General features: G+C 30.8%; 13 protein-coding genes. All 13 read right to left on the reverse strand.

The genetic code is table 11. The annotated features are described in order from the left end of the window. Window positions 1–16: 16 nt before the first annotated feature. The 13 genes from galE to B7R65_RS04860 all read right to left on the reverse strand — a co-directional run bounded on the left by galE (window position 17) and on the right by B7R65_RS04860 (window position 13,314). Window positions 17–1,087 carry a UDP-glucose 4-epimerase GalE gene (galE, locus tag B7R65_RS04800; RefSeq protein WP_088041609.1) on the reverse strand — a complete coding sequence of 357 codons (1,071 nt, stop codon included), beginning with the start codon at window positions 1,085–1,087 and terminating at the stop codon, window positions 17–19. 161 nt (window positions 1,088–1,248) lie between these two features. Beyond that, window positions 1,249–1,830: a dTDP-4-dehydrorhamnose 3,5-epimerase gene (gene rfbC / locus B7R65_RS04805; protein ID WP_088041610.1), complete on the reverse strand. Its 582-nt coding sequence runs from the start codon at window positions 1,828–1,830 to the stop codon at window positions 1,249–1,251. Window positions 1,831–1,834: 4 nt separating this feature from the next. Then, window positions 1,835–2,767, reverse strand: a complete 933-nt coding sequence (locus B7R65_RS04810; RefSeq protein ID WP_088041611.1) for an NAD-dependent epimerase/dehydratase family protein — start codon at window positions 2,765–2,767, stop codon at window positions 1,835–1,837. 5 nt (window positions 2,768–2,772) lie between these two features. Next, the gene (gene rfbG / locus B7R65_RS04815) at window positions 2,773–3,852 is read right to left on the reverse strand and encodes a CDP-glucose 4,6-dehydratase (RefSeq protein ID WP_218780395.1); all 1,080 of its coding nucleotides are present in this window, start codon (window positions 3,850–3,852) and stop codon (window positions 2,773–2,775) included. After that, window positions 3,830–4,630, reverse strand: a complete 801-nt coding sequence (gene rfbF / locus B7R65_RS04820) for a glucose-1-phosphate cytidylyltransferase (protein ID WP_088041612.1) — start codon at window positions 4,628–4,630, stop codon at window positions 3,830–3,832. The genes rfbG and rfbF overlap by 23 nt, the downstream gene beginning before the upstream one ends. 87 nt (window positions 4,631–4,717) lie before the next feature. Then, window positions 4,718–5,749: a glycosyltransferase family 2 protein gene (locus tag B7R65_RS04825; RefSeq protein ID WP_088041613.1), complete on the reverse strand. Its 1,032-nt coding sequence runs from the start codon at window positions 5,747–5,749 to the stop codon at window positions 4,718–4,720. Next, window positions 5,742–6,773, reverse strand: coding sequence for a glycosyltransferase family 2 protein (locus B7R65_RS04830; protein ID WP_088041614.1), 1,032 nt, complete (start codon window positions 6,771–6,773; stop codon window positions 5,742–5,744). Before B7R65_RS04830 ends, B7R65_RS04825 begins: the two co-directional genes overlap by 8 nt. Further along, entirely contained in the window at window positions 6,773–7,780 is a 1,008-nt protein-coding gene (locus B7R65_RS04835; protein ID WP_088041615.1) for a glycosyltransferase family 2 protein, read from the reverse strand. The genes B7R65_RS04830 and B7R65_RS04835 overlap by 1 nt, the downstream gene beginning before the upstream one ends. Before the next feature lie 37 nt (window positions 7,781–7,817). Continuing rightward, window positions 7,818–8,927: a glycosyltransferase gene (locus B7R65_RS04840; protein ID WP_088041616.1), complete on the reverse strand. Its 1,110-nt coding sequence runs from the start codon at window positions 8,925–8,927 to the stop codon at window positions 7,818–7,820. Beyond that, window positions 8,927–9,928 carry a glycosyltransferase gene (locus tag B7R65_RS04845; protein WP_088041617.1) on the reverse strand — a complete coding sequence of 334 codons (1,002 nt, stop codon included), beginning with the start codon at window positions 9,926–9,928 and terminating at the stop codon, window positions 8,927–8,929. The genes B7R65_RS04840 and B7R65_RS04845 overlap by 1 nt, the downstream gene beginning before the upstream one ends. Further along, window positions 9,925–10,938 carry a glycosyltransferase family 2 protein gene (locus B7R65_RS04850; RefSeq protein WP_088041618.1) on the reverse strand — a complete coding sequence of 338 codons (1,014 nt, stop codon included), beginning with the start codon at window positions 10,936–10,938 and terminating at the stop codon, window positions 9,925–9,927. Before B7R65_RS04850 ends, B7R65_RS04845 begins: the two co-directional genes overlap by 4 nt. Window positions 10,939–10,985: 47 nt before the next feature. Further along, window positions 10,986–12,188: an O-antigen ligase family protein gene (locus tag B7R65_RS04855; protein ID WP_218780396.1), complete on the reverse strand. Its 1,203-nt coding sequence runs from the start codon at window positions 12,186–12,188 to the stop codon at window positions 10,986–10,988. Between the two features lie 19 nt (window positions 12,189–12,207). Then, a complete protein-coding gene (locus tag B7R65_RS04860; protein WP_088041620.1) occupies window positions 12,208–13,314 on the reverse strand; it encodes a glycosyltransferase family 4 protein in 1,107 nt (368 codons plus the stop codon). Window positions 13,315–13,322: the final 8 nt, after the last annotated feature.

Genomic DNA, 13,322 nt, shown 5'->3' on the forward strand with positions numbered 1-13,322 from the left:
CCTCACTTAAGTAAACCTAAAAATCCGCTGCCTTAGTTAGCACCGGTTGTTTATTATTACGCTGAATTTCCTTCACTTCACTATATCCATTAGGATTATTCTTCTGCCATCTCCAGGTATCTTCACACATTGCGTCAATACCCCTAATTGCTTTCCAGCCAAGTTGAATTCTCGCTTTAGTAGCATCAGCAAAGCAAATAGCCACATCTCCTGGACGTCGATCCATAATTAGATAAGGAATTATTTCACCCGTAGCTTTCTCAAAAGCTTTCACCATCTCTAGTACGCTATAACCTTTACCCGTTCCAAGATTATATGCTTCTATCCCATGATTACTCTGCACTTTTTCTAAAGCTTTAAGATGACCTATTGCTAAGTCAACAACATGTATATAATCTCTTATTCCTGTTCCATCTACCGTAGGATAATCATTACCATATACACTTAAATTCGGCAGTTTACCGACTGCCACCTGTGAAATATATGGCATAAGATTATTTGGAATTCCTTTTGGATCTTCACCTATCAGGCCACTTTCATGAGCGCCAGTGGGATTGAAATATCGTAATAAAGCAATACTCCAAGATGAATCAGAGCGAAATAAATCTCTTAATATCTCTTCAATCATTTGTTTTGTACGACCATACGGATTTACTGCTCCTAATAGAGTTTCTTCAGAGATTGGAACTTGATTTGTTGATCCATATACCGTAGCTGATGAGCTAAATACAAGGTTCTTTACCCCATATTTATTCATTATTTCGCAGAGATTAATAGTACCAGTTACATTATTTTGATAATACATGAGAGGGAAAGCATTCGATTCACCTACTGCTTTAAGTCCCGCGAAATGAATGACTGTACTAATATTATTTTCAGCAAAAATAACCTCTATAGCATCCTTATTTAATAAATCTGCTTCATAATATTTAAAATCTTTACCTGTAATTTCACAAATTCGATTTAAAGACTCTATGTTACTATTTAAAAAATTATCTACCACTATGATTTCATAGCCTGCATTTAACAATTCTACACAAGTATGACTACCAATATAGCCTGAACCACCTGTTATCAAGATTTTCATAACTTTCATCCCTTCAAGGTTTCAGCAATTTCTTATTTTACAACAATCAAGATATAATCGATCATATATAAAAATGCATCTCAGTTAGATGACTAATTAAGATGCATTTTTATAAATAATATTTTTTTACTAGTCGGTAAAATTTTTAAAAAAAATAAATGTTAGGAGTTTATAGAATATGTAGTAATTTTCTCATTAAACTCTGTGAAACTCTGGAGATTCTTATCCTTTTCAGAAAGATTAATTTTATAGTCCACTAATTCTAATGGCCAATTAATTTTCAAGTTTGGATCATTCCACATTATTCCATCGTCAAAATCCCCATAAAATTTTTCGGAACATTTATAAGAAACGATAGATGGCTCAATCACCAAGTATCCGTGTCCGAAATTTTCGGGAACATATAACGATTCTTTCGTTTCACCTGAAAGATAAAAACCTCTCCACTTTCCAAAAGTTGGTGAGGTTTTTCTTAAATCAACAATTACATCAAATATTTTCCCAGTTAAACAACGAACCAGTTTAGCCTGTTCTTTTACTCTTTGAAAATGTATTGCTCTAATAACCCCCTTTTCGGAGCTAGTATAAAATACTTCTTTTAAATCATGGTCAAGTCCATTCTCCTTAAATACTTCTTCTGAATAATCTTTAATGAAATTCCCTCTTTCATCTTGTGCTACAAATGGCTTAATCAAATAGGCTCCTTTTAAATCTAACTCCTCAAATGAAAACTTTTGGATCATTCGATTAAACTCCTTTCGCACTTGCACTCATTTGTACTTTCCGCAGACCTAAAATTGTTTCCTGGATATTCTGTTCAAACGTATTTTTCGCCGTAAACCCAGTATCCCTTTCTAAATCAGTTGTATCGAACCAATCTAAATCGTACTTCAAACCATCCTCAGGCTTCTCTCCCAGACCAACTTCAGCATTATTACCATAAATGTCTTTTATAGATAAAAGATAATCTTTCAGAATTCGTGGGGATCCGCTCCCAATAAAATAACAGGCTTCTTTTGTATCGTCTTTGCCTATAAGGTATAACGCATTCGCTGCATCATTAATGTACATTAAATCATATGGTTGCTCAGCTTTGGAAAAGGAAGGCTTCTGACCTTGTTGTAATTCTTTTAGAGTATAGCTAATAATATTACCTGTTAAGTTATTGCCTCCATAGATGTTTGACAATCTGGCCCAAACGAATGGTAATTCCAGGTTTTTACATAAAATCTCTAATAGACAATGTGTAGTATGTTTAGCTATACCGTAAATTGTATTCACTGCATTTACATCTATATTTAAGATGTTTTCAGCTATTTTTTCTGTAATTGTTCCTGTACAGATGAATTTTTTACAATTTAATTTTTTTGCTACAATTGCACTATCACAAGCATACTGAATGTTTAACAACTGTAACTTGTAATTGGCCCTATCATTTCCACTAGTTCCATCCCAAGCTAAATGATAAAAAACATCAATATCTTTATCTGGCACCAAATCTATTAAAGAAGAAATAGAATTTTGTTCAACATGTAAAATTTTTAAGTTTTCTGGTAGATTATTAATCTTTGAGTCTTTGTTCCTTACAACCGCAATAACCTCTACATTGTTTTTTAGTAATTCTTTAATAAGTGCACTCCCAATATATCCATTTGCCCCAGTAACTATAGCTTTTTTCATTCACATCACCTACTCGCAATTTTCAGATATTTTTGTTTATCAGTTGTCATAAACTCTACGATTTGCTCTTCCATAATATGAGCTATATTTCCCTCATTTGAATATACTTTTGCCCACTCAATTGTTTTCTCTATTGCTTTTTCTATATCCCATCTCGGTTCCCAGTTAAATGTATTTCTCATCTTCGAGCAATCCAACTTTAAAAAATTTGCTTCATGTGGTCCTTCATCAGACTGATTGATCCAAATTAAACCATCACCCCATATTTCACAAAACAAATTTGTTAATTTTTCTGTTGATACGCAATCACTATCATTTGGTCCTACATTATAATAGCCTTCGTAATTTTTGTTTTGAAACTGTTTTTTACAAATTAATAAATATGCGTTAAGTGGTTCTAAAACATGTTGATATGGTCTGATAGATGCGGGATTCCTTACAATAATACTTTTTTTGTTCATTGCTGCTCGTATACAATCTGGAATAATACGTGCATTCGCAAAATCTCCTCCTCCTATCACATTTCCTGCTCTTGCAGTCGATATTGATATTTCTATATTAGAAAAGAAGGAGTTTTTATAACATTGAGTTATAATTTCTGAACAGGATTTACTATTAGAATAAGGATCATACCCATTTAGAGTATCAACCTCTCTATATCCCCAATCCCACTCATTGTTTTGATACACTTTATCTGTCGTCACATTTAATACAGATTTTACAGTTTTACTTTCTCTTACACATTCAAGAAAGTTAACCGTCCCCATAACATTTGTCTCGTAAGTTAAATGAGGATTGCTATAAGAGTCCCTTACAATAGGCTGTGCAGCAAGATGAATAGCAATTTCCGGATCAGCTTTGTGGAAAGTTTGCTTAAGCAATTTTAAATCTCTTATATCACCAATAACTGAATTCATTTGGCATTCTATGCCACTAAGTGTAAATAAATTCGGTTCAGTTGGTGGCTGTAAAGCATATCCTGTTACCTTTGCTCCTGCATTAATGAGCATTTTACATAACCATGTCCCCTTAAAACCTGTATGTCCAGTAACAAATACATTCTTATCCTTGTAAAAATCCAGCATACATATCCCACACTTTCCACGGTGCATTTCCATTTTCCCATAAACTTTCTAATAGCTCTTTATCTCGCAATGTATCCATACACTGCCAAAATCCATAATGTCTATAAGCCTTTAATTCTCCTATATTAGCTAAAGTCTCTAATGGATCGTTTTCGAAAACTGTCGAATCACCAGCAATGTAATCAATCACCTCTGGATCTAACACCATAAATCCTCCGTTTATCCAACCACCATCTTCTTTGGATTTTTCTTTAAATTTATTTATCTGTTCTTCATTGTCAATATCGAGCATCCCGAAGCGCCCACCCGGTTGTATTGCAGTAATTGTAGCCATTTTTCCACTCGTTTTATGAAACTGGACTAACCCTCGGATATCAACATTTGCTACTCCATCTCCATAAGTAAGCATAAATGGCTCATTTCCAATGTACTCTTTAACTCTTTTAATACGTCCACCTGTCATTGTATTAATACCCGTATCCACTAAAGTAACTTTCCATGGTTCTGTATTATTATTATGAATAATCATTTTGTTTTCTGCGGTAAAATCAAATGTAACATCCGACATATGCAAGTAATAGTCAGCAAAAAACTCTTTTATTACATACTGTTTATAACCACAGCAAACAATAAAATCATTATAGCCAAAAGAAGCATAGTATTTCATAATATGCCAAAGAATTGGCTTTCCTCCTATTTCAATCATTGGTTTTGGTCTTAGGTGACTCTCTTCACTGATTCTAGTTCCAAGTCCACCTGCTAAAATTACAACTTTCATTTTATTTCCTCCATTCTTAACTTTGTATAAGATGTAGAACAATTGGTTAGCTGCAGTTAGTTTATAAATTCGATAAAAAAAGAAAGGTTAGTCAACTAGCTTTCCTTTCTTTAAAAAAAAATAGACTCTAAAAATAGAATCTGTTGTGTTTATTGATTTATATAGTTTGTACTTTATTAATTTAGTTAAAAAACCACTATAGGAGAAATATCGCAATGCTTTTTGTGTCCAGCGATCATCTAATATACTTTTTATATAATCTAATCTTACTTTTTTCGGTACTTCCACACTAGTAATATAAGCTTGAGCAACTAGGGAAAACATTGTAACTGCATATTGGTGTTCTAAATACATCTCGTTACTATGGTATACTCCCTGTTCATTTAAGTAATCACGTATTCGATCATAAGTCATATTTTGAATTGCTACATCTTTTATTTGAAAACTCTTAGTTATTGAATTAACATTCGAACGGTTATAAACATAGAACGGTTCTTTTATAAAGCTAAAACTTTCCGCACATTTTATATATTCTAAATTGAAAAGAATATCCTCACTTCTTGTAATCGATTCATCAAACCAAATGCCATTATTTTTTATAATTTCAGCTCGATAAAGTTTATTCCATACAAAATAAAGAATAAAATTTTGACAATATTTTGCGCAAACTGATAAAAATTCTGATTTGCTATAGGTTTGATCATCAACAACGCATTTAACAAAGTACTCTTCATTGTTTTCATTTAAATACATTTTTCGATATCCACATGTGATTAAATCTGAATTACTTTGAATGCAAGAATCGTACATTTTTTGTAACATTTCAGAATCTATCCAGTCATCAGAGTCTATAAATTGAATAAACTCTCCCGTAGCAAAACTTAAACCGAAGTTGCGCCCAGATGAAATCGAACCATAATTTTTTTTGACAAATTTAATCCTAGCATCTTTTTTCTTGTATTTATCGCAAATCTCAGTTGAACCATCAGTAGATCCATTATCAACCAAGATTAATTCAAAATCTTTAAAAGTTTGATTAAGAATTGACTGGATACAACGCTCTAGATACTTTTCAACTTGATAGATTGTGACAATAATACTAACCTTAGGACTATTCATATAACCAGCCTTTCATTAAGTATCTAAGTTTGAATACCGTATAATATATAATTGGCCATTGATACTTTAAACAGTAAAAAGCCAATCGATTAAATTTATATCTATTTTTGCTACTTAAAACCGTACGAACTTCCTTATCACTAATATACTTTTTTAATTCCATAATTTTTTGTTTTAAACTCAGTTTATTTTCCTTCTTTGCTATTTCAAACATAGCTCTTAAAACACCGCTTAAATAAGATTCTTCCACAAAATTACGCGACGAGGCATCGTGTATGTTTAAATCTTTTAATAGCTTTAAGGACTCTTCATAAACCGTTTTGGCAATTTCAAATCGATTATAAAACACTCTAGAGGTCAAGCTATTCTCATATTGCACATAATTATAATAGGGAAAATTAAATAAAATCCCTGATTGGGACTCACGATAAAAATGTAAATTAAATAAATAATCCTCTGCGATGTAAAAGTTATTATTAAAACTTAACTCGTTTTTTTGAACAATTGTAAGTTTGAACCACTTATTCCCACAACTACCAAACAAGGGTTCACCCAACCAAATTCCTCTCAAAAAATCTTCTTTTTTTTCATTCCTTAAAAACGATTTTTCTTTATAATGATGAAGTTGAATTGCTTCTTGATTTTTATTTACAATAGTAAAGGGTACTACGATTAAGTCGTAATCATGAATTATAACTTTGTTTGCAGTTTCTGAGAAATAGTCGTTTATATAGTCATCAGCATCAATGAATGTTATATATTTCCCTACCGCATGAATCATACCGTGGTTTCGTGCATGTGAAGGACCTCCGTTTTTCAAATGATAAACTTGAACACGTTCATCTTGTTTACTGTAAAAGTCACAAATCTCATCACTACCATCTGTCGATCCATCATTTACAAGAATTAATTCCAAGTCTTTGAAACTCTGGTTTAAAACAGAATCTACACAACGTTTAAGGTACCTCTCAGCATTATACACAGGAATAATTATCGATATTAGGGGTTTATTTATAAACGCCATTATAAATATCTCCTTCTGAATGTTCTTAAAAACATATCCATTATTGTTACACTTTTAATTCGAACTAGCATTCTAATCATTTTTTGTAAATTACTTCGGGTATTACGCATTTTATAAATTTCTTGTACTGTGTCATCTTGTATCATTGTATTTATCATTTTTTTTCTTTCAGAAGAGTTCATAGGGCAGTCTGGTAAGTAGTAATTGATGAAGACAAATGTAAATTCATATTGATAATAAAGATACATGCTTTCATTTGAATTGATACTTGTTACTTCCTTAACGAGCTTTTTCAAGTTTTCATAAAGTATAGTTTGTATTTCAAATTTATTATGCAAATAGCTTCGAATAAGGCTACCATCATTTTGGTGGTATTCATAAAAAACACTATCCTCAAATGAAAAGCTTTTTGATTGCTTAATATATGAAATGTTAAATATTGCATCTTCTCCTAATTTAAAGTTCGTGCCGAATTGAATATTGTTATTTTGAATAATTTCGTTTCGATATAATTTGTTACACGGTGAATAAGCTAGCCCTTTTTCTAGCAAACTAACAAATAACTCAATAATTGGCTTTTTATGAATGTTCATTTCTTCCTGAACTGTAAGTATATCTACTTTATTATTATTTTTTAAATTTTTAATACCGCAAATGACCAAATCAGATTTTTCGTCTTCAATCCTTTGGACCATTGCTTCTAAATAATTAACTGGTAACGTATCATCGCTGTCTGTATACTGAATATATTTCCCTTTTGCGTTTTGCAAACCAATGTTTCGAGCATATCCAGGTCCATGATTTTCAATATTTATTACTTTTAATCTTTCATCCTGAGAAGCATATGCATTACAAATTTCATCACTGTTATCTGTTGAACCATCATTTATAAGAATTACCTCAAATGAAGTGAGTGATTGGTTAAGAATACTTTCAATACATCTTGATATGTAATTCTCCGCATTGTAAATCGGTATGATTACAGATACTAAAATATTATATTTCATGTCTTTCTTCCCTTAATAATATTTTTATATTGTGATTCTATACTTCTTCAATTAATCTATAAATCTGTTCCATCATGACATTCATTCCAAAATCATTAGCTCGTAATTTTGATGTTTTATTATACTCAAGGAACTTTTCATGATCTATTGCAATACTTCTTAATGTCTCATTTAAACCTTCTTGGGAATTTTCAATTAGTAACCCATATTTTCCATTTCCCAGAATTTCCTCAGGTCCACCACTTTTAGTCGCTACGACTGGAAGTCCCATATATAATGCTTCAAGTAAGACAATGCCGAAAGCTTCACTTCTGGCAGAGTGAATATAAATGCTTGCTTCTCTCAAATAAACATATGGATTAAATTGTTTGCCTAGAAGATATACAGCTTCATTTAAGTTGAGCTCTTGTACCATTTTCTTAAGTTCATCTTCCTCAGGGCCATTACCGATTATATGCAATCGGAGCATATTATTAATTTTGTACCCTTCAGAAAACGCTCTAATTAATCGATCGATTCCTTTATCTTTATGTAGTCGAGCGATTGTAATTAGATTTACCATATTTTTATCCATCGTTATATTCTTATCTTCATCCAATTTCCTTACTATTTTTTCAGGCTTAATGGCGTTGTAGATTTTTTCGACATTTGTTTCTGTTTTCGTTACATTTTGAAATGCTGTTTTACATTTTTCCGACACAGTAATTATTCGATCGAATTTGTTATAACAATCCGTTTGCCTTTTTTTAGTTCTATGGCTTTCTAATCCAAAATTTTGATAATCCATATCACCATGAATCCATGCAATCTTCTTTGACTGAGAATTTCGGGACGCGGCTACAATTTTTTCAGGCATTCCCGTTTTAAATGATATTTCAATGTCATATTCCTCACTAATCAATTTTTTATAGATTATGCGGGGACTAATAAATCGTAAAACCCTATAAATTCCTTTATATTGTTTTGCAAATAAAAAAACATGTTTTACCGTCTTAGGTAACTCATGTTTAAGCTCTCCACCGTCAAATAAAGTCATAACGGTTATATTGTATTTTTTGGAATCAAGACTATTTAATATGTCGAGTAATAGTACTTCAACTCCACCCATTACCATCCGATCAAGTACAAATAATACCTTTTTTTTCATTACTTTAATCCTACCCTTCTTTCTATTAAGTTTTTAATAGGATAAAAACTCATGGTCAGTTGAACTAACCAATACCCAGGTAGAGATAACATAATTATAAATTTACTCAGCAATGAAATTCTTTGATTCAGTAGATTATGATTTGACTTCTTTAGAATACTTTTAGCAAGGGCTTTTGCTGTTTCTTTATGAAGTGTTGTTTTATTAATTGCATTTCCAGCGCTAATGTCAAATAACATCCTACATTTTACATTTAAAAGCCTTGCTTCTAAAGCTTCATTGTACATTGTTATTTGCCTTTCTCCAAGAAATCCTTTAATCTCTTCTAATGCATCAATTTGATCAAACTGTTTTTCACTAAATCCTTTTCTTAAAATACTTCCATCACGCTGAATGTAATAGTATAAAGGTTCATCAAGATAGACAACTCTATTGGCCTTAAAAAATAATTTATAAGTAGTAAATACATCTTCATACATTTTACCAATAGGGTATCTAATGTCTTCAAATAACTCTGTTTTATAGAGTTTATTCCATGCATAGTCATGTAATTTTTTACTTGAGATCAGTTCCTCTAATGCCCCTTGAGTTGAATAATGAATTATTTCCTTAGAGTTTGATAAAACTTCCCTATTAGAATATTTTCTAATATATCCACAAACTGCTATATCACATTGGTTATCATTGCTGATTTCATATAATTTTTCATACATTTCCTCTTTTATATAATCATCACCATCAACAAATCCAATGTAATCGCCGGTTACTATTTCTAATCCTGCATTCCTTGCAGAACTTAGTCCACCGTTTGGTTTATCAATCACAACAATTCGATTATTATTTTTCGAGAAATTTTTGATTAAGTTAAGAGTATTATCAGTAGACCCATCATTGACAACTATTATTTCTAAATCTTTATACGTCTGTGAAATAATAGATTCCAAACATTTTTCTATATATTTTTCAACATTATATGCTGCTATTATTACACTTATTTTCATCTAAACCCTCTTTTCAAGCTTAATATTCTTGCAAATAATAATATTATTACACTATTTTTTGTCCTCATTATTGCTTTCAAAATATAGGTCATTGGATCAGAAGCACTGCATTTCTTTAATTTTTTATCTTCCTTTATCAAAACGTTTTTAATGAATAATATTTTTTCTTTATTTGATAACTTACAAGTTTTTTTATATAAATCAATAAAACTTGCCATAAAATCTCTTACAAACAATCGATCTAGCATAGATTGGTTTTCAGATAGTACTCCCCAATAATCTAGCGTTTCCTTTATTTGATTCAACAGGGAGATACGTATTTCTAATCTATTAGGTCTAAACCTGGATACGAGACCTTCTCCTTTTTTTACCGTGTAATTTACTAAAGCTTGATTACACACCTTAACAAAACTTATTGACTTAACAACTAATAAATTAAAGCTTAAATCCTCACCTATATCTATCTCTGTTGGAAATTTTATTTTGTTATTCTTTATATAACTTGTTAAGTAAACTTTATTCCAAGGAGCATTAATCATTTCATTACCGATAAGAGATACTGCAGTATTTCTAAATTCATATTCATTACTAAAATTTGCACTCTCATTAAGAGGAATTCTACTAGCTTTAAAAACTCCATCACGAACTATGTTATAGCCAAATATAAGTAACTGCGTATCCTTTTCAATTTCAGAAGTTATTACGTTAAAGAAATTAACACTATAATAATCATCTGCATCAAGGAAGGTAATATATTTTCCTTTTGCTTGTTCAATACCTAAGTTTCTAGCGCAGCTCACTCCAGAATTCTCAATATTATAAAGTTTTATCCTTTGATCATCTAAGGATATTTTGTTGCATATTTCAAAGCTTTGATCAGTTGAACCGTCATTAACAATAATAATTTCAAAATTTTTTATGTTTTGAGATGTAATACTTTTGATTGCTCGGCTAATTGTGTGTTCAGCATTATATACTGGTATTACAATTGAAAGAAATGGAGTTTGCATTCAGTTTTCTCCTTTATAAGGGTATTACTATCGATATTAACCTTGAATTAACCACTTTTATCTTCTTCACTCTTCAGGCTCAGATAATAGAATAAGATATAGTAAAACCACAGAACCGTTCTTCGTAAATCATTTATTCCAAATCCGTATACTACTAAAGCAATTACAGCGCATAAAATATAAACATTTATAGAAGTAGCTTTCGTTAATTTTGAGATTAAAAGTATATATGCAATACCTCCCAAAATTCCTCCTTGAGTTAGTATTTGAAGAAACGTATTATGAGCTTCATAGCCAAAAAATACTTTAGTTCCACTAAAAGAACCCGGACCTAACCCAACAATTGGTGAATGTTCCCAAGCTTTTATAGCATTACTCCAAATTACAAGCCTATTTTCGCCGTTTGAATCACCCTTAAAAAAATCATTTACTAAAACCAATAAACTCTCATAATTGAAAATAAGGATTAAAACAATCAGACAAAAGAAAAATAAGATTATACTTTTAGGTCTATTTAATTTTTTTAATACTTCCAAAACCTTTAATATACAAAATATAAAAGTTGAAAGTGCCCACGCCGAAACTAACGTAGATGAGGTTGTAGCTAACCCGATCGTTATGCATAACAAAATACCAAAGAGTGATAAAACTTTAATCATTATTCCTTTTTCTTTCGCTACTATATATAGCCCAATAAATGGTAAAGGTGCAACAAAGTAGGCAAACTGATGATAATCATTAGCAAATGGAGAAAATATATCCGCTCCTCCATAGGTTAAAGAAAAGCCGGAAAAACTTCTCAGTCCAACTAAATAAAGGAAGTACAGAAACCCTATGCTAATTAATCCTCCAAAATAAATAAAACGGATTAACCTATATAAATAAGAAAAGCTGCTTCTTTTAAAAGCTAGTTCAAATGTAAAACATAAAAACAAGATTACGGTATAAGCCATAAGATCAAAATGGATCAATTGGGGCTTAATCTCTAAAAATGTATTAACTGTATAACCAATCATAATTATACTTATATAGTAGAGCCAAAATATTGTGAACATATGCTTTTTAAATGATAATAGAACAGTTTCTTGACCGTTTATTTGAGTAACACAAAAAAACAGTAAGATAACTTCACCTATTCCAAACATACCAAATCTCAGTGATGTAAAACCAAAGAACAATAACATTCCCAAGATTAATATATTTTGAAAATTAATTGTGATATCCTTCTGTTGTATTAATTTATTATCCATATATAGGTCATATTTTAATTTATACATAAACTTCTACTAGTCTTTCTATTACATTATCTACATCATAATCTTTACTGATTTTATAGGCATTAACTCCCATAGACTCTAATAACTCTCTGTTATTAAAAAGGATTTCTATTTTTTTAGCAGTTTCAATTGAATCATTAACATTTACTAAATACCCATTAACATTATCTTTTATTAGATCCTTTATACCTCGTATATCCGTACCTATAACTGGCTTCTCACAAGCCATTAATTCCATTATATTTCTTGGTAGTCCTTCTCTAAATGACAATAATATACCAACGTCACAAGCTATAATAAGTTCATTAATGTCACTTCTATTTCCCAAGAACTGTATGTTTCCACTTAACTCTCTATCTAAAATATCTTTCTTTAGTTCCTCAAGTAATGGCCCATCACCAGCACAAATCACCTTAACATTTATTCCTCTCTTTTTAAGAATATCGAGAGCATTAATCATTTGCTTATGATTTTTATTTTGATTAACTTCAGCAATCATCAGAATAACAAAATCATCAATTGCCAAATTCAACTTTTTTCTTGTCGCACTTTTATCAAATAAACTAAGATTATATGAGTTTAAATTTACACCCACACCATTGACCTTATGTGTTTTCTTAACTTTAAACTTTCTAGCTCTTTCATAATCCTCAGAGTTCATTGTTATAATTGTATCAGTAAAAATAGCCATTATCCTTTCAATAGGATAATAGATACTCCAGTTTACAATCGGTGCTCCCTTATAAAAGTGAAATCCATGTACAGTATAGATCGTTTTTAGTTTAGGAAATTTAACTTTTAAAAGTCTGCCGTACAAGGAAGCTATAGGTGTATGAACATGAACAATATCATAATGATTTTCAGACTGTATTTTTATAAGATCTTGAAAAGCTTTAATATTCTTAGGATGTAGCGGGTTCCTAGTAAACGGAATGTCAAAAATTTTTACACCTTTATCTAAAAGTGTTCTATCGACACTTATATCAACTGAACAAGCGCAGTCAACGATGTTTCCCTCTTCAATAAGCTTTTCTATATGTGGAACTAAAAAGGCATTTATTGTTCTGCTTAAGGTCGTTATATATAGTATTTTTTTCATAATATTCA

The sequence above is a fragment of the Bacillus sp. EAC genome (assembly GCF_002156875.1).
GTDB lineage: Bacteria > Bacillota > Bacilli > Bacillales > Bacillaceae_G > Gottfriedia.